This is a genomic window from Corynebacterium sp. LK28, assembly GCF_014335105.1.
Lineage (GTDB): Bacteria > Actinomycetota > Actinomycetes > Mycobacteriales > Mycobacteriaceae > Corynebacterium > Corynebacterium macclintockiae.
Genome location: NZ_PDGZ01000010.1, coordinates 117,546 through 135,373, shown reverse-complemented (window position 1 = coordinate 135,373; position 17,828 = coordinate 117,546). Strand labels below are relative to the sequence as shown.

At 61.0% G+C, this 17,828-nt stretch carries 12 protein-coding genes; 3 read left to right on the top strand and 9 right to left on the bottom strand.

Going from position 1 to position 17,828, the window contains the following annotated elements; all coding sequences use genetic code 11:
• Positions 1–239 precede the first annotated feature (239 nt).
• Positions 240–614 carry a hypothetical protein gene (locus CRD15_RS05330; protein ID WP_187402092.1) on the top strand — a complete coding sequence of 125 codons (375 nt, stop codon included), beginning with the start codon at positions 240–242 and terminating at the stop codon, positions 612–614.
• A 125-nt stretch (positions 615–739) separates the two neighbouring features.
• Here the strand turns inward: CRD15_RS05330 and rplE are convergent, their stop codons facing one another.
• The 3 genes from rplE to rplN are packed head-to-tail and all read right to left on the bottom strand — an operon-like array spanning position 740 to position 1,998.
• A complete protein-coding gene (rplE, locus tag CRD15_RS05325) occupies positions 740–1,309 on the bottom strand; it encodes a 50S ribosomal protein L5 (protein WP_034971089.1) in 570 nt (189 codons plus the stop codon).
• Between the two features lie 2 nt (positions 1,310–1,311).
• Positions 1,312–1,626, bottom strand: coding sequence for a 50S ribosomal protein L24 (gene rplX / locus CRD15_RS05320; protein ID WP_005291939.1), 315 nt, complete (start codon positions 1,624–1,626; stop codon positions 1,312–1,314).
• A complete protein-coding gene (gene rplN / locus CRD15_RS05315; RefSeq protein WP_034971088.1) occupies positions 1,627–1,998 on the bottom strand; it encodes a 50S ribosomal protein L14 in 372 nt (123 codons plus the stop codon).
• Between the two features lie 650 nt (positions 1,999–2,648).
• Here rplN and CRD15_RS05310 point away from each other — a divergent pair.
• Together CRD15_RS05310 and CRD15_RS05305 are read left to right on the top strand one after the other, a co-directional pair.
• Complete coding sequence (locus CRD15_RS05310; protein ID WP_043012330.1) at positions 2,649–3,020, top strand: hypothetical protein; 372 nt, start codon at positions 2,649–2,651, stop codon at positions 3,018–3,020.
• 145 nt (positions 3,021–3,165) lie between these two features.
• On the top strand, positions 3,166–4,089 hold the full coding sequence (locus CRD15_RS05305) for a siderophore-interacting protein (RefSeq protein ID WP_034971086.1): 924 nt from the start codon (positions 3,166–3,168) through the stop codon (positions 4,087–4,089).
• Here the strand turns inward: CRD15_RS05305 and CRD15_RS05300 are convergent.
• The 6 genes from CRD15_RS05300 to CRD15_RS05275 form a co-directional block, all read right to left on the bottom strand.
• The gene (locus CRD15_RS05300; protein ID WP_034971085.1) at positions 4,086–4,880 is read right to left on the bottom strand and encodes an ABC transporter ATP-binding protein; all 795 of its coding nucleotides are present in this window, start codon (positions 4,878–4,880) and stop codon (positions 4,086–4,088) included. The two genes, CRD15_RS05305 and CRD15_RS05300, sit on opposite strands and share 4 nt — an antisense overlap.
• Positions 4,880–5,920 (bottom strand): iron chelate uptake ABC transporter family permease subunit, encoded by a 1,041-nt coding sequence (locus tag CRD15_RS05295; protein WP_034971306.1) that lies wholly within the window; start codon positions 5,918–5,920, stop codon positions 4,880–4,882. Before CRD15_RS05295 ends, CRD15_RS05300 begins: the two co-directional genes overlap by 1 nt.
• 5 nt (positions 5,921–5,925) lie before the next feature.
• A complete protein-coding gene (locus CRD15_RS05290) occupies positions 5,926–6,903 on the bottom strand; it encodes an iron ABC transporter permease (protein ID WP_080716627.1) in 978 nt (325 codons plus the stop codon).
• A 126-nt stretch (positions 6,904–7,029) separates the two neighbouring features.
• The gene (locus tag CRD15_RS05285) at positions 7,030–7,986 is read right to left on the bottom strand and encodes an ABC transporter substrate-binding protein (protein WP_034971083.1); all 957 of its coding nucleotides are present in this window, start codon (positions 7,984–7,986) and stop codon (positions 7,030–7,032) included.
• A gap of 317 nt (positions 7,987–8,303) precedes the next feature.
• The gene (locus CRD15_RS05280; RefSeq protein WP_187402091.1) at positions 8,304–10,361 is read right to left on the bottom strand and encodes a siderophore-interacting protein; all 2,058 of its coding nucleotides are present in this window, start codon (positions 10,359–10,361) and stop codon (positions 8,304–8,306) included.
• Positions 10,362–10,418: 57 nt separating this feature from the next.
• Positions 10,419–17,768, bottom strand: coding sequence for a condensation domain-containing protein (locus CRD15_RS05275; protein ID WP_187402090.1), 7,350 nt, complete (start codon positions 17,766–17,768; stop codon positions 10,419–10,421).
• Positions 17,769–17,828 lie beyond the last annotated feature (60 nt).

The window sequence follows — 17,828 nt, the reverse complement described above, 5'->3', positions numbered from 1 at the left end:
TACATTCGCTGAGCTGGGCGCTGGGGCAAATAGGGCGAACGTGACAGCCTCCCCCGCGTTACATGAGTTATGTCACATTATTCGGCAGCGCCTTGAAAAACTGAGCCCACATTCATTACACATGCCTTACGTACACCTTGTACGAAGCTATTGGCCGCGAATCAATTCGCAGTTGATTCGTCGGCCACAGTCGCGTTTAACGCGCATATCCGAACACCCCTCAAGAAAAGGAGATTCCTTTGAAGTTCAAGAAGTCCCTCGTCACCCTGGCTGCAGCGTCCTCCGTCGCAATGGCTGGCATCCCGGCTGCTACCGCTGAAGAGGCACCGGCTGCGCAGGACGCACCGGCCGCTGCTGCCACCGAGAACGAGGCTGGCAACAACGAGGCTGGCGCCGACGAGACCAAGCCTGCCGACGAAGCAAAGCCAGAGGACGAGTCCAAGCCGGCTAACGGCTCCGCTGACAGCGAGAAGGGCCAGAAGCTGAAGGGCTCCATCGACAAGCTGATGGGCTGGGACGAGTCCACCTCCGTACTGAAGAAGATCCAGGACGTCATGGGCTTCATCGGCAAGATCGTAAAGACCTTCGCAGGCATCCCGGGTTCCTCCAAGTAAGAGGCCACCGAGCCGTGCCGATTGGCGCGCACCTAGACAAATAGAAAGACCCCCGCTTCCCTACCTTCGAAGTTTCCTCGAAGGGGAAGCGGGGGTCTTTGTTGCGTTAGCGACTCAGCACTGAATTACTCAGCGGAGCCCTTCTGCTTGAACGGGAAGCCCAGCTCGCGCAGCAGTGCGCGGCCTTCGTCGTCGTTCGTAGCAGTGGTCACGACGGTGATGTTCATACCGCGCGGACGGTCGATCTTGTCCACGTCGATTTCGTAGAACATGGTCTGCTCGGTCAGGCCGAAGGTGTAGTTGCCGTGGCCGTCGAACTGCTGGTCGGACAGGCCGCGGAAGTCGCGAATACGCGGCAGCGCGACGGTCAGCAGGCGGTCCAGGAACTCCCACATACGGTCGCCACGCAGGGTAACGCGGGCACCGATGGGCATGCCTTCACGCAGCTTGAAGTTAGCGATAGCCTTCTTCGCGGTGCGGATCTGCGGCTTCTGACCGGTGATCTTGGTCAGGTCTTCGATTGCGCCGTTGATCAGCTTGGAATCGCGAGCAGCGTCGCCGACACCCATGTTGACGACAACCTTGGTGACGCCCGGGATCTGCATGACGTTCTCGTAGCTGAACTCGCCGTTCAGCTTCTCGCGGATCTCCTCACGGTAGCGAGTCTTCAAACGTGGGGTGTAGTTTTCGCTCATCGTTAGATGTCCTTCCCGTTGCGCTTGGACACGCGGATCTTCTTACCGTCTTCGTCGAAGCGGTAGCCGATACGGGTCGGGTTGCCGTCGGAGTCAACGACCATCACGTTGGACACGTGGATCGGAGCTTCCTGGGTAACGATGCCGCCGGACTCAGCGCCGCGCTCTGGAGCGGAGTTTGCAACGTGCTTCTTGATTCGGTTGACGCCCTCGACCAGGACCTTGTCGCGCTGCGGGTAGGCCTCGATGACCTTGCCCTTGGCACCCTTGTCCGGGCCGGAGATAACCAGTACGGTGTCGCCCTTACGGATCTTCATTTAGAGCACCTCCGGAGCCAGGGAAACGATCTTCATGAACTTCTTGTCGCGAAGCTCACGTGCGACCGGGCCGAAGATACGGGTGCCGCGGGGATCGTTGTCGTTTGCCTTGATGATGACAGCCGCGTTCTCGTCGAATGCGATGTAGGAGCCGTCCGGACGACGGGTCTCCTTCTTAGCGCGGACGATGACAGCCTTGACGATGTCGCCAGCCTTGACGGTGCCGCCCGGTGCAGCTTCCTTGACGGTTGCTACGACGACATCACCGATACCAGCGGAGCGTCGAACGGAACCACCGAGAGCACGGATGACCAGGATTTCCCGGGCACCGGTGTTGTCGGCAACTCGCAGACGCGATTCTTGCTGAATCACTTGAGTCTCCTAATTGACCTAGATGTTTTTGCGAATCGTGCGTGGGATTTCCGACCCTCGCGCACGCGGTCTGTGCCAGCGTGGCAGTCAGTTCTTCGTGAACTCGATGCACCTTCTGGCAACCGCTACATTCTTCCACACCCCTACTGACCCAACAAAATCGCTCTTATCAGTCCTTCGGGAGTAGAGGCGCCATTTGACCCACCGGGGGGTGATTTACGCTACCCCCGCTGGCCCCTTTCTCATTTCTTAATGACGCCACCTTGCAGATCAGTATTTTTGGACATCAAAGGGGTTTTTAAGGGAGCTCCGGACAGTGCCTCACGAAGCGCCACAACCGCGCATTATTCAGATTTCTAGCCACATTTCCCCACGCCAGCGCGTCATCAACTATAAACTGAGAGCTTTTCAAGATCGCCGCCCCTCGCCCACTAAATGCACCCCTCGTCCCAAGCAGCGCGTTTGTGCGATGCCGAAATGCCGCGCGCCAGTAATCATTCAAACGGCTTTCAGCCCCCACCAAGGACTCTTTAGACGGACGGAGAGCTATTTCCCACTGTGCTTCCATACAGCACCCGTGCTAGGTTGTGTGGCGTACCTCGGGCCGAGAACAGGCCGAAGCCCCCAACTTTTTTGTGAGGATTTAACACATGAAGCTCAAGAAGTCCCTCCTGGCTCTGACCACCGCCGCTACCGTTGCAGTTGCTGGTACCACCGCTGCAGTTGCTGACGACACCACGACCGCAGGCCCCGCTGCTACCGACACCGGGAACGGCACCGACGACGGCGGCAAGACCGACACCGATCCGAGCAAGGAGCTGACCGACAAGGAGAAGCAGAAGAAGGAGCGCCAGGAGAAGCTGGCTAACTCCTCCGACAAGTTCTTCGGCTGGAACGACAAGACCTCCGGCCTGGATAAGATGAAGAGCGTCGTCACCCTGATCACCACCATTGGTGCTCTGGTTGCCGGCATCGTTACCCTGGCTTCCAACTTCGGCAAGATCGAGAAGCTGTTCAAGTAAGAACAGCCTTCTCAAGCTAGAACGAGTCCGTTCAGCTGAGACCCCAAGCCCCGCCGCGATCTAAGATCGCCGCGGGGTTTTGCGCTGCCATACTCCAGGACCTCATTTCCATTTCTAGAGAAGCAAGGGTAGGCTCACCACTATTATGGCAGTACGGCAGACCACACTAGAGCCTCCCGCAGTTAGCGCCACCCAACGCGCCGCCTTCGCTGATCACAAGCTAATCCACGCCCCTTCTAGCCCCAGCCACCACATCATCCGGGCCACCGTCTACAGCGTCAGCGCCCCAGCCGAAAACCTGCGACGGATAACCGTCCATTCCCCCGAGCTCGTCGGCTTCCGACTCTCCGGCCCCGACGAGTTCTTTGGACTCTTAATGCCCCCGAACCCCAGTGGGGAGCTCCACCTACCATCCCACGATGGCGGTGCCAATATACGAGCAAGCGTAGCAGCTATGCCGGCTAGCCAACGCCCGAATCTACGCTGGTACACAGTTCGCGCATTCGACCCAGAGCAGGGACGAATCACTTTTGACGTGGTGACACATGGCGTCAATAACCCCTGCAAGAACGACGTCGGACCAGGGCTCGCCTGGGTTCTTAGGACTCGCGCCGGCGACCAGGTCGGTATCTGGACCTGCCAAGGGCTATGGCATCGCGCGCAGAATGCGCAAACACTGGTCGCGGATCCATCCGCAGTACCCTCTGTTCGCGCCATCTTGGAGTACACGCAGGCCTTCGCGCCAGAACAATTGCGCGACATGCACCTCATCGTGATCGCCGAGAGTCATCACGACCTGGAACCTCTGTTAAGAGCTGACTGGGAAAATAGGCTGGGCAGCCTGGAGATCCTTTTTAGCACGACAACGGAATTCCAGGCGGCGACCATGTCGCACCTGCAGCAACTCGAGCGCACCGACCATCCCGCAACGCAGTCGAAGTACGTCTGGGTTGCGGGCGAGGGGAAGCTCTGCAAAATGGTTCGTCGACATGCGATAACCAATTGGCACCTCCCTAGTGACTCCGTGCAGTGGTGCCCGTATTGGTTCCTTGGCAGGGCGCGACCTTAATTAGCCACAATTCCTCGCGGCACGATGATCGGCGCCGGACCGCGGGGGTCTTCCCACACCTCGGCCTGCAGACCATAGACATCGCGCAGCACGTCCGCCGTCAGCGCATCCTTCGGAGTTCCCTGGGCGATCTTGTTTCCGCCCTTCATCATGATCATTGTGTCGCTGAAGCTACCGGCCAAGCTGAGGTCGTGCAGTACCATCACGACCGTCTTGCCCTCCTGGGCGAGCTCGCGCACGATACCTAGAATCTCCATCGCATGCGCCGGGTCTAGGTACGTAGTTGGTTCGTCCAGCAGCACGACCGGCGTATCTTGCGCCAACACCATTGCCATCCACACACGCTGCCTTTGGCCTCCCGATAGCTCCGCCACGTCACGAGCGACAAGCTCGTCGGTCCCCGTTTTCTCCAGCGCCTCAAGAACTTTCTTTTTATCTTGGGACGCCGTCGCGCCCCCGCCCCATAACGCACGACGGTAAGGGTGCCGTCCGCGCTCCACGAGCTCTCCAACGGTCAGCCCAGAAGGACACAGCGGATGCTGTGGCAACAGCGCGATGAGCTGTGCAGCTTCGCGCGCTCCCAAACTATGCACGTCCTTCTCCCCCACCAGAACTCGCCCTTGGGCGGGAGTAAGAAGCCGAGAAAGCGCCTTGAGCAGCGTGGACTTACCACAGCCATTGGGGCCGAGCAGCGTAGTGACCTGCCCTGGTTGCGCATCGAAAGAGACTTCCTTGACGATACTTGGGCCACCGTTGTAGCCCACAGTGACGCTATCAACGTGAACGTTCATCACATCATTCCTTTCATACTTCCGCGTCGCGCGGCCAGCCACACGAGCCAAACCAGCGCAGGGCCGCCAATAATCGCGGTCACCAAACCGACCGGTGCCGTAAAAGGCAGGGCGCCGGCTATAACAGCGCACGCGGCCATCAGAGCTGCGCCGGCAGCGGTAGAACACACCGGGTGAGGTGTGGGAGTGCCAGCCACCAGCTTGGCAACCTGAGGCGCCAGCAAAGCCACAAACCCGATCGGGCCAACGAAAGCGACCACAACTGCAACAATTCCCGTCGCGGCTACAAGTAAGACAGCACGTGACCTTGGAACATTCACTCCGAGTGTGGAGGCGGTGGCGTCATCATGAGAAAGAAGAGGAACGTCACGAGCAACAAAGAGGCCTACAAGGACGAAAGGAACCAAACCCAACCCCATAGGCAACAGCGCTTCCGAACGGACGAAGCCCGTGGATCCAGCGAGCCAGGTCTGCGCATCGGCCGCACGGGTCAGCTCTGCCTTGAGCAACAGATACTGAACAAGCGATTGGGTTAGGAAAGACAGCGCTAGGCCCACCACCACTACGCGCTGCGACGTACCGAAACCGCCGAGGACAATGAGCAAAACAACGATCATTGCGGCCCCCACGAGCGCGAGCCCCACACGCCACCAGTAGGTGGGTATGCTTTCGCTCCACTCCGGTCGCGAGAGCACAGTGCCTGCCACGACGAGTACCGCAGCACCACCAGAGACACCCAGAATATCCGGGCTGGCCAGCGGGTTCCGGGCCATAGTCTGGGTCCACGCACCGGCAAGGCCGAGCGCAGCGCCGACCACCACCGTGGCGATTGCTACGGGTAGACGGAGATCCCACACCACATTGATAGCCTGCCGTGTACCGCCGCCAGTGAGGACGTCTATAACCTCCGCAGGGCTGAGTTTCACCGCACCCTGCCCCAAAATCACGCAATAGCACAGCGCCGCGATAAGGGCGAAGCCCAGGGTAGAGACCAAAGTTCGAATTGTTCGGGTGCGTTTGGTCTTCTGGAATTCTTCCATGGCAATCACACCGTCACCTCCATGTCAGGAGAGGACAGGGAGTTCTTCCGATGACGGACTGCAAGGATCATCACCGGCGCACCGATGACTGCCAGGACGATCGACATTTCTAGCTCGTTAGGTTGCAGTACGAAGCGGCCGACAATATCGGCCAGCAGCACCGCGGCGCCGCCGACAACGGCCGTAGGTAGCAACAGGCGGGTCAGCGCCGGGCCAGTGAAAGGGCGCAACAGGTGGGGTACAGCAAAGCCCACGAAGGTAACTAGCCCCACGGTGGCCGTGGCCGAACCGGCAAGGACAATCACCGCGGACGCTGCCAGCAAACGCGCACGCACTGGCGATCCTCCGAGTGCCTGGGAGGTGTCTTCGCCCATCGATAGCAAATCTAGCGGGCGCGCTGCGAGTGCCGCGCACAGGGCACCCAGCGCTAGACCAATGGTGGCCATCGCCACGTCATCCATCCCGCGTCCCGCCGTAGAACCGACTGTCCAGCGACGCAGCCCTTCCAGGGTGTCGGAGGAATAGAGGCTCAGCATATTCGTCGCAGCCTGTAGGGCGAAGGTTACACCCACTCCTACCAGCACCAATGTCAACGGATCGCGTGATACTCGGGAGACGAGCAACACGATGATGGCCGCAGCGGTAGCGCCGATCAGACCCATGATGGCCCGCTCTCCAACCGTGGTCGCCCAGCCCATAGTCAGGGCGGCGGCGACCGCGAAACCGGCACCGGCGTTCACCCCGATAATGCCGGGGTCCGCGAGGGGATTTCGCGTCCAACTTTGGGCAATGGCACCCGCCATCGCGAGGGCCGCACCCGCGACCACCGCTAGCAGAGTACGCGGAACTCGTAGGTCCCAGATAATGGTGGATTGCTCTGTGGACACATCGGTCTCCGCAGCTGGATTCGAGCCGTGCGCGAGGATACTGGTCACGTCGCCAAAAGAAAGCCCCCTTGAACCCAAGTACAGGGAAGCGACCATCAACAGCACCAGGCACAGCAGTGCACCAAGTGCGAAAGGCAAGGTGCGCCGTTTTGCCTGACGGTCAGCCTGCTGGCGGAGAGGATCAGTGTCAGGGAATCGAAACTTCAGCACAGAATCCCGCAGCTAGATTGCGTCAGCGAACTTGTTGGTCGCCCACGGGATGGTCAGCGGGTTTGGCATGCTCATGGCATTTCCTACATTCTGCTCCATCCAACGAACCTTACCCTTGCGAACCACATCCAATGTGCTGAAGGTCGGATCCTTCTTCAAGGTTTCGGCCGCGCCCTGATAATCAAGGACAAACAGGTAATCCACGTTGTTGAGGTCGCTATAGTGTTCTGGCGCGATGTCGCGATAGAACTCCCCCTTGTTGCCTTCAAGTTCCTTCGGGATCTCGAAGCCAAGGTTCTCAATGAACTGGCCTCGACCGTCACCGGAGGTGTAGAGGCCGATTTTTCCTTCGTAGGGCATGACGATTGCTGCGCGCTTGCCCTTTAGTTCAGGGTGCTGCTTTTGGAAATCGTCGAATGCCTTCTGCGTCTCTTCGACTAGCTTGTCGCCTTCGCTCTTCTTGTCCACCGCAGCGGCGATCTGGTTGACCTGATCCCGCCAGGGGATCTGCCAGTCCGTGGCACCGTCTGGCTTGACGGTGGTTGTGGCGATGTCATTAAGCGCCTTCTTCGCCTGCGCGTCTACGGCAGAGTTCACCGCAATGATCTTGTCCGGATCAGCGGCGGAAATCTTCTCCAGGATTTCAGCAGTGAATCCGTTGGCAGTACCGTAAACTACTTCAGGCTTGTTGTCGCCGAGCTTTTCGGTAGCCCATGGGCCGACGCCAGACGCATCAACATCTCCCTCAGCACCCCAGGGCGCTACGAGGACTGGTTGGATGCCTAGAGCGAGCAAAGTATCGCTGTCTCCCAGGCCAACTGCGGCGATGCGCTCGTCCCCGGTGCCCTCATTTTTTGACGCCGCCGCGTCATCGCCTCGGGAGCAACCAGACAGAACAAGAGTGGATGCTGCCAAGACAGCGGCGGTCTTCAGTGCCGCTCGACGGGTCAGCGAATTGTTTCGAAACATGTGGAAGCCTAACGTGTAAGGAACTCTTTGAGGCGCTGTAAAGTACCCGTAGCCCCAAGAGACTGATGGCCTCTTTCAGCTACGGTGGATTCAGCAATCGCGCCCATCTTACACAGATTAGGCTAACCACACAAAAGGCTGCCCTAAGTTAATTATTTTGGGGGATGTGTAGCCGCCGATATGGAGGCAGCTCAGCCGCTAGGGGCCAGCCGACAGGGGGCACTTTAGAAACGGTTTAGCAAACCACCAAACGTCCGCCGCTCCTCCACACGCTTCGCCCGAGACAAATGTCCTGAGGTTCGCCCTACCACCGGCAGTTACCTACCTCCCCTCCCCACCTCGAACAGCTGGGCACTCCACCCCACCGCCTGCTGCGAACGCGCTACCGCACCCACGGCAGCCAGGTGCTTCGCAATCACACGGGCCGTGGGCAGCTGCGATCCATACAGAACGAGGCGTGATAAATCTTCCTCGTAGTCATGATCCTCTGCCCCGCTTTCCTGCAACACTGGGGTCACCAGGAACAGCTGCGCCCCAGAACGTAGTACGGCAGCTACCAGCTGCTGCAGCTCTATAGCTGGCCAACGTCGCCACGGATCAACCAGCACCACAGCATCTACCTGCTCGCACAAAGTAGCCACTGTGCCAGCCCAATCCGCCCGGCGCACATCCTCACCGCTACGCCCAACCGTTGGAGCGTGCAGTGCACTATAGCGAGCACGATCCCGGCGGCGTGGAGCAATATCGCGCAGCATAACCTCCTCTGCGCTGGCCCCAGGCTCCGTCATCGCTGCAGTTGTTGCGCCTACTGAAATCCTTGCGTCATCTTCTGCCTCCGAAAACGACCCCAACACCACGGCGTTGGCCTGCGGTATCTTACGTAGAATCTCATCCGCATACACCGCCGCGGCCGGACCTCCCACCGCGCACCGAAGCGAGCCAGCATCCTGTCGCGCTAGTAGCTTGCTGCTCAGAATCTCCGCTGCGGCCGGGGCCGACCACTGAGCGCTGGAGGCCGCCTGTTCGTGTTCCTCCACGGCCAGTTGTGGCTGGGTTTGCACAATATAGTCCCAGCGGTGCTCGCCCGTATCAGCCGGATTCTGCAGTGCCTGCCCTAGCTGGCCAAGTGCTGCGGTCTTGGCGGCTGCCGGCCCGGTAATCCAATCCCTTACTGGAGAATCCGGGTTTGCCAACTCGCTGCCCAGCGCAGTGAGGCCGATTCGAACCGCCCGTTGGTCCGCCACATCCTCCGCTGAGCTATCCAGTGCTGCATCCGCCGACAAAGTCACTAACCCCACTGCCTCCAGGTAGCGCGCAATCCGGAGAGCCAGCTCCTGCTGCAGGCCAGTTGCTGCGGCCAGTTGATCCACTCGATCCGCGCCCTCATCAATCAGGCCAAAAATCCCCAACCCTACGGCTTGGCGCACCAGAATCGCCGACCCCATTTCGGTGAGTTCATGCAGCTCAATCAACGCATTACGGTGGCTCATCACAGCCCCTGTCTCCGCCCCCTCACTGTCGCCCTGCGTAGCCGTCGCCCCTGCTTCCGATTGTGCCGGTGCCATTGCGCGCCAGTACCCCGTAATCTCCACGTTTTCCCGCGGAATCCCCAGAGCTCGAACCCAGCGTCGGATCGCCTTCAATCGCCCGGCCTCTCCCGCAGCCCATACATAGGGCATCGCGGCGGGCTCGGCCGCCCACTCTGGGTGTTCTCCGTACAACTCGGTAGCTTTCGCCACGAAGTCCCCGCCCTCGTCTCGCACCTGCCAGTGAATGTCCACCTGTGCTTCGAACTCCAGTCGCTGGACATGTGCCCGCGTGGCAACCTCAATAATCGCCACTGCCCTATACCCGGCGGGCAAAGACTCTATACAGCGAGCAATCGCCGGCAGCGCCGTCTCGTCGCCCACCATCAGTAGCCACGGAGTGTGGGTGGGCAGCGCTGCGCAAGACTTCGGCCCTGCGATATACAGGGGATCTCCCGGTCGAGCTCGTGCGGACCAGTCCTCGGCCAGGCCTTGGCCATGCCGCGCGAAGTCTACGACGAGGCGGCCCTGGGAGGCGTCGAATGAACGGACGGTATATGTCCGAAACAGATCTTTGACCTCCTCTTGCCATAGCACCGTCGCGTCCTCCCGTGTGATGGGGTGAGGGCGCTCCCCGGTGGCCGGGTCTGGGAAGATGATGCGGATATCGTCGTCGAAACCATCGCTGACTAGCGGTGGTGCGTCTACGCCGAACGCACTATGGGCGCGTAGTTGTTCGCCCGTCAGAGTAATGCGACGCATCCCTGGTGTGATGTCCTCGATGTCATCGACCTGCAGTTCGCGGATCGTAATGGGGTAGATTTCCCTGTCTCGGCTATTCCTCGCCATGGTCATTCCTTTCTCGTTTCTGGGTTGGCGGTGTGCGGTGAGTCGGTGTGTAGCGGGTCAGTGCGCAGGGTCGGCATGCGCAGGGTCGATACCTGTCGCCTCGGGTGCTGGCCGGTCAGCCGAACTCTTGTCCAGCAGCCGCGGTGCCCATTGCTGGAAAACGTTCTTCCAGCCATCGGCTTTCACCAGCTGCGCGTGCGTAAGTTCAAGCTCGCTCACCTGCACCGGATACGCCCCCGGACGGCGCCTCCACGCAGCAGCCGGATCCCACTGCCCGTGTGCCACATCACTGTTGTTTTGCGTTGCCACCACTAGCTCGACCCGGCCTTCGTAGCTGGTGGGTGCTGCTGTGTGTAGCAACTGCATGCAGAAACGGATGTTGCTTTCTATATCGACGCCCACAGTACCCAATTCGTGCGACATCCCATCGGCACGCGCAATTGCCCGAACGTCGTAGTCACCAAAGGCTGTCCTGCCATCGGGCGTGCCCGGCGGCAAGGAATGCGTACCGGAGCTGGGGCTGCTGCCGCTGGGGTAGGCGTCAAGAATTCCTAAGAACCGCACCTCATAGCCCCGGCGCTGCAACGCGGCAGCGATGTTTTCAGCCACCACGCCACCGAAGGAGTAGCCCACCAACGTGAAGGGTCCTTCTTGTTGCTCGGCCAGGATCTGTTCGGTGTAGAGCTCCGCTAGCTCGGCCAGTGTTTCCACCTGGGGTAGCGGGGACGGTAGTTCGATCAGGCGGGTGTCGAACTCAGTGTCCGCCAGAAGGCTGGCCAGCGGGGCGAAGGCCAAGCCATGTCCGCCGATCGGATGGAGGCACCACACCGGGCGGCGTTGCGAATGCTCTGCAGTCTGTAAGCGCTGGGATTGCTGCGGCTTCGGCGGCTGCTTAGCCTTCATAGCTCCACCAGTGCCCTGCCCCAGCCGTTCCGCGATGGCTGCCGGAGTACCAGCATCCACAATGTCCTGGATCTTCAACTGCATGCCCTGCTTGCGCAGCACACCCATTAAACGCATGGCCAGCAGGGAGTCACCACCGGAGGTGAAGAAGTTCTCTTCGGGGCCGATCGGGTTGCCTAGCAAGCTCTCCATGGCGGCCTGCACCTGGGCGCATACGGGGTTGTCCTCAGAAAGCTCCCGGTTACCAGTATTGCACCTATCCGCTTCCTCTACTTCGCTGTGCCCATCTACTTCTATTTGCCCGTCCGCTGGCTCCTCAAACTCGCCGCGCTCCGGAAGCAACTCCACCAACCGGAGATCCCTACCGGTGGCGGCGTCGCACAGTGCATTGAGGAATGTGCCGAACCACCTCGCGGCGGCGTCAGGAAGAATGCGTTCCACCACATCCGGACGGTGCACCAGCGTAATCTCCAAAACGTCCCCGGGCGGGCACACGACAGTCAGCGGGTAATGCGTGCGACCGCTGGTGCGCAGCCCCTGGATGCGCGGGCACGACTCGGAGGTCTCCACTGTGTGTGGACCGCTCGGTGCACCGAAGTGTGCGTGATGGTCGTACACCACCGCGGTGTCGAACAACGGTGCACTTCCCACCAGGGTCTCGATCTCCTGTAGCGGCGTGGTCTGGTTCTCGCTGATCAGCGCCATGGTGTCTGCCACCTGTCGCACGGTATGGCGCAGCGTGTGCCCCGGTTCGAGTTGTACGTGCAACGGGAGTGTGGTGATGAACATGCCCACCGCACTAGCCATTCGCGGCTGCTCCGCGGACCGGCCGGAAAGAGTCACCCCCGTAGTCACTCGGCGCCCACCATGCAGCGCAGCCAGCGTGAGCAACCATGCGGTTTGTACCAGTACACTGGGTGTGGTTCCTAGGCTCGCCGCGGCGGTTGCCACCCGCCCATCTGTGTCGCGGTGCAGTACGTGCGGCACCTCTGGGGCTTCTGTTGTGCTCTTTTTACTTGACGCCACCGGCCGCAAGCCAGCAATCACACCTCCGTGCTCGCCTGTGCGGCTGGCCTCATGGGGCTGATCGGTGCCGGTGAAAATCTGTTGCCAGGCGCGGTGTTCCCGCTCCAGTTGTTCGGCGCTGCGTTGGCACAGGCTTCGGGCAAATTCCGCGAAGGAGGGCACGGGGTCCAGATCCTCGCCGCTTAGCAGTCGCTGCAAATCCTGCAGCATCACGGCGGTGGACCAGCCATCGGTGAGGACGTGATGGCTGCCCAGCACAAGTGTGGCAGGGCGGTTGGTTTCTAGTCGGTTACTCTCTGGCAACAGCACCAGGTCTGCGGTGACTAGCGGGCCGGATTCCAGGTCCACGGCGCGGTGGCCACGCAACTCCCGTAGCTGTTCCACGAACGCATGCGCTGCAGCCGGTGAGAAGTCTCTGCAATCGTGGATTGTCCAGGGCAGATCGAGCCGCTCCGGAATCAGCATCAGCGGGAGGTCGCTGCAATCGAACACGGCGCGCAGTGCTGCGTGGCGGCGCAGAATTGCCCGCATCGACTGGTGGATAAGCTCTGGGGAGGCCACACCAGTAAGGTCCACGGCGGCGGCAATAACGTAGCGGTCGGTTCCGGCCAATCCGTGGAACAGCAGCCCCTGCTGGGAAGCAGTAGCCGGGACAATGTCTTCCAGGGGACCGTGGGCGGCTTCCAGGGAGCGCAGATGAGCAACGCTGAGGGTCGGTGTGGGCTGGTTGGTTGAGCTGTGGCCTAGCCGAGGGTTCGTCGGCTGTGTATCGAATGCCCGGTAGTCGCTAGGTAGTGCTTGGCGCAGTACCAACCGATCCGCGACCAGCAGGTCCCGCGCCGCACGCTGTAGCTGTTCGTGCAGTTTCTCCAGCACGGTCGGGGATGCATCCCTGAGTGCTGCCAGGTCCGCCACGTATTCCACGTCTGCGCCGTCCGAGGTGAGGAAGACATTTATCGTCAGAGCCTCCGTCATCCGCCGGTCGTCGGATTCCAACACGCCGAAGCTCTCCTCCGGCTGGGCATCCAGAACATTAATCACCACACGACGGTTTGGAGGGCACGAAGCTGGATCCCACGGCTGAGCCTGCGACTCGGCCTCGCGCCCAGCGCGAACCCACGCTGCCATAAACCTCGGAGAATTGGCGGATGAATGAACGGAGGCACCGTCAGCCCTCGCAGAGAAAGCCCAACGCTCCTCCATAGTGAACCAACCGATCAGCTCCATGCAATCCACCGCGCTACCGGTGCTGCCATAGTCACCAGAACGAGTGGCACCGGTGCCGCCATCGCGGCCGTGCCCTTCCACCACCAGCTGAAGCTCGGTCAAACCTACGGCCTGCAGCGCTTGCGCTAACAATGACACCACCACGACCTGTCGGTCTGTTCGAAAACGCTGCGCCAGCTCGGCACTCATCGCCGCAGCATCCGGCATCGCAATTTTTCGCCACATCATCGTGGCCTGTCCCCGTGGGCATAGCAGTTTCTCCGGCAACTCCGGCAAGACCGACAGCTCCGCCGATCCCGGTGGCACGTTCTGCACGGCCTGGTGCTCCACGGCACTCTGCATCCCGTGGGCGCGCAGGAGGCCGGTGAGCGCGGGAAGCTTCACGTTGGCGTCAATTAATACAGCATTCCACTCGCGCTGCAGGTTCGGCCAGGACAGCGCATCGATTGCCAGGTGGTGCACCATCACCAGCGCGCCTTCCCCGCACAGTCCGACCTGCCACATCACTCCACGATCGGGGGCTATGCGGGCGGCCAGCTGCTCCACCGGATCTGGGCCGTCCGGCGCAAGCTCCACCACAATCTCCTCGGCGTTGGCCAGTGGCACACGCGGGATCAGCTGCACTACGTTGTCCCAGTCCAGCAACATCCGCAGGCTCGCATGCCGGCGCTGAAGCACCTCCACCGCGCGTAGCACATCGGTTTGGCCGCACCCGGGTGGCATATCTAGCCACCGGTACATCACGTGGCGACGCATCGCATGCACAGTGGGCGCAGCTGCAATCTGCGTGCGTGCCACCGGACTCCACGGCAATACACCCCAATCCAGCCATTGATTGTCCCCATTATTGGAGATCGAATTACCCCCCTTGCCCAGGTCTTCACCAGAACTAAGGTCGGTCGGGCGCGCAGCCTGCGGAGCCTGCGGATTCTGCGGAGGACGGAAGGCCAATGGAATCTGCGCTAACGCAATGCCGCCCATTAGGTCCTTCGGCTGCAACAGCAGCCCCTGCTGACGTGCGCGAGAGGCCACATGAAGAGCAGCAATACTCTCCCCTCCCAAACTGATGAAGTCCTGATCAGGATCAGTCTGCTGCGGCGGTAGATGGAGGACATCACACACCGTGCGATGCAGCAGGAGGTGGGCAGGGTCGAGCGGCGCAAGCGGGTCGTTTTTACCGCTTGTAGTTGCGTTACCTGCGCTAGAGACCTCCACGCGTTCGGTCGCCTCGGGGGCTGCGGTATCCTCCTTCGCACCAGCGGTCGGCGGCTGCAGTCCGTATCCGGCGATGGCCTCCCGGTCGATCTTGCCGGAGGTGGTGGTGGGCAGCGCTCGCACTGGATGGATGCGCCGGGGGATCGCCGCGGCGGGTAAAGCAGCTTGCAACTGGTGCCGGATAGCGGTCAGATCTGAAGCGTCCATGGGCCAATCCCCTACCACCGCAGCAACCAACACAGCGGCCTGCCCACTGCGATTCAGTGGTGCCACGGCGCAGTGCCGCACGCCGTTCACGCTGGCTAGTACAGCTTCCACTTCGGCCAGCTCCACGCGCTGCCCATTGATCTCGACTTGCTCATCGGCACGCCCCAGAAACTGGTAGCCCCGCCCAGGAATCCATCGTGCCCGATCCCCGGTGCGGTAAATGCGCTCCGGAGCCCGACGCGGGTCGATGCGAACGTCCTCCTTGAACGCCGCATCGGTGGCCTCCGGAAGGCCACGGTAGCCGAGTGCCAGCTGTGGACCGGCTAGAACCAGTTCGCCTACTTCTTGGTCTCCTACCAGCTGCAGGGCGTTATCCACCAGGTAGGCACGCATACCGGCAACGGGCCGCCCCAGGTGTGCCACGCCCGGCTCCACTCGGGCCAAAAGGGCATCTACAGTGCTTTCGGTGGGGCCATAGGCATTGACGACCTCCAGGCCGGTGGCCGCCAGGTGATCCCACAGCTCAGCGGGCAGCTCTTCGCCACCCAAAACCACTAACTGCAGGCTCGGTACTTTCTCCAATAACTGCGCGGCCAACAACGCCTTCATCATGGAGGGAGTCGTATCCACCACATTGATCTGCTGTGTAGCGAAGTGTTCCACCAGCTTGTCTGCATCCCCAGTGGCCTGTTCTGGGTAGAGGTGCACGTCGTGGCCCGCCAGCAGCCACAGCAACTGGTCGAATGCTGCATCGAAACTGAAAGACGCCGTATGCGCCACCACCGCGTGCGGCCTGTCGTACAATCCGCTGCGGTGTTGGGCAAACAGAGAGCTAATGGCACGGCGGGGAACCTCCACGCCCTTGGGCTTGCCGGTGGATCCAGAAGTATAGATCAGGTAGGCCAATTGCTCCAGGTCTGGACAGGCTGCCGATTCCGCGGACCGTTCTACGGCGTTCTCCTCCGAGGTGGTACTGCCCAAGGCTAGGGCGTAGCGGATGGCCGCCGCATCCACACTAGCTACCGGTTCAGCGTTCGCATGGATTTGCTCACGGCGCTGGGCAGGACTGGTGGGATCGATATAGACGAAGGGCACACCCGCGGCGAAAGCGGCTAGCACAGCAAGGGCCAATTCGCGCCCCCGCTCCATCTCGAGAGCGAGCACTGGTCGCGCCCTATCTTGCTCGGTGACTTGTTCCGCCTGGCGCCACCTGTCGCTTCCCAGAACCTCACGGCGAAAGTAACTAGCCAGGCGATGTACTGCAGCGTGGAGATCCTTGCTGTTCAGCACTGCAGCGCCCAGTATCTCGCGATCCAACATCTCAGTTCCGGGCTCGGTATCCCAGCCATCGGCAGTGTGAACCACCAGATGTGCCTGTGTGTGGTTTCGCAGCGTGGACAAAGCGGTGCTCAGAGCGTCCTGCGATCGGCTATTTTCGGCCACTTCGACACCTTGGGCGCGCCGCTGCTCTAACATTTCCACGCGCCGTCTCTGGCTATGCAGTGGCAGCTCCCCGATCTTTCGGGACGTGTCTTCAAGCGCCTGACACGTGAACTCCCGCAGTGCCTCCAACCGAGCCCGCGCATGCTCGGCACTCACGCGGGCCGGATCCGTCTCAAAAGCCATGTCCAGTCCGCCATCCTCGGCCGGGGTGAGCACCAATCCCAAATCCTCCGGCGGCCCACCCGCCACATTGCGCAACCGCCCCGGAACCCCCGCGAAATCCGCCCGGGTGGTGAAGGCCTTAGCATTCACTCCCACTCCGTGTAGCACATCAGCCACCCGGGAGTCCCCCGTGATCTGCGGTAGGCTCTCTCCACGCAGTCGCTGGTGGGCCAGTAGACCATGCAGCGACTCCACCGCATGGTGTAGATACTCTTGCACCGTTTGTTGATTGTCGACGTTGACTCGCAGTGGCAGCACATTGACGGCCATTGCAGGCGTGCGGAGCTCTCGCGTATGCGAGCGTGCCATCACGGGCACAGCCAGGAATTGTTCGCTGGTCGAGCGTGGAGCCAACAGACGGTGAACAAACGCCCCGTACAGTGCGATCATGAGCTCTACCCACGTAATCTGCTCATCAGTAGCGGCTTTCGTGGCCGTCTCCATGATCTCCGACCCCAGACGCACGGTGGTGGTGATTGTGGTTTGCCCTGTGCCTTCTGCTTTTGTGGCCGTATTCATCGTGGCGCGCTCAGGAACTTCCGGAAGCTGTGCGAGTACGGACGTCCAATACTGTTTATCCCGGGTATGCTCCGCGGATTCGCGGTACTCCTGATCCAGCGCCACCAGTTCGGACAGCGAAGCTGCCCGGAATGGACGAGCCTGCTTTCCTGCCACGCGAGCGGTATAAATCTGACTAAGGCGACGCGTGAGCAGGGAAGCCGAGAAGCCATCGACAATAAGGTGATGATAAAGCTGGACAACCCAGGTCTCGGTGTCGTCGAGAAGAATAATGACATAACGACACAACGGCTGATCCACCATGGTGCGCATCGTCTCGGCGCATTCGGCGCGTAGCGCATCCACCCAGGCTTCCGCGCTGCGCTGGGGATCCGCGGCGTGCCGCACGTCAATCACGCGGTCGACGCCGGGGCCTTCCTGTACCACGGACTGTTGCGGGGTAAGGCCATCCGTCGTGACGCGCACGCGCAATGTCTCAGCTTCCTGTTGCAGCTGTGCAATGGAGTGCTGCAGAGTTTCCAGCTCAATGTGCCCTGGCCCCAGGTGCAGTACCTCACCAACCACGTAGTAGGGCGATTCGGGGTTGAGCTTTTGGGCGTTCCAGACACCGTATTGAGCGCTCGTTAACGGCAGCGTAGAAGACAAGTAAAGTTCCTTGTGAGTCGGCGGGCGGCAGCGGGGAGGCGAGTGCGCGAACAAGAAAAG

Coding starts and splice junctions, on each gene's coding strand:
- CRD15_RS05300 (WP_034971085.1), bottom strand. CDS start 4,880: ATGAACGTTCACGTTGATAGCGTCACTGTGGGCTACAACGGTGGCCCA.
- CRD15_RS05280 (WP_187402091.1), bottom strand. CDS start 10,361: ATGGCGAGGAATAGCCGAGACAGGGAAATCTACCCCATTACGATCCGC.
- CRD15_RS05290 (WP_080716627.1), bottom strand. CDS start 6,903: ATGGTCGCTTCCCTGTACTTGGGTTCAAGGGGGCTTTCTTTTGGCGAC.
- CRD15_RS05285 (WP_034971083.1), bottom strand. CDS start 7,986: ATGTTTCGAAACAATTCGCTGACCCGTCGAGCGGCACTGAAGACCGCC.
- CRD15_RS05295 (WP_034971306.1), bottom strand. CDS start 5,920: ATGGAAGAATTCCAGAAGACCAAACGCACCCGAACAATTCGAACTTTG.
- CRD15_RS05305 (WP_034971086.1), top strand. CDS start 3,166: ATGGCAGTACGGCAGACCACACTAGAGCCTCCCGCAGTTAGCGCCACC.
- CRD15_RS05310 (WP_043012330.1), top strand. CDS start 2,649: ATGAAGCTCAAGAAGTCCCTCCTGGCTCTGACCACCGCCGCTACCGTT.
- rplX (WP_005291939.1), bottom strand. CDS start 1,626: ATGAAGATCCGTAAGGGCGACACCGTACTGGTTATCTCCGGCCCGGAC.
- rplE (WP_034971089.1), bottom strand. CDS start 1,309: ATGAGCGAAAACTACACCCCACGTTTGAAGACTCGCTACCGTGAGGAG.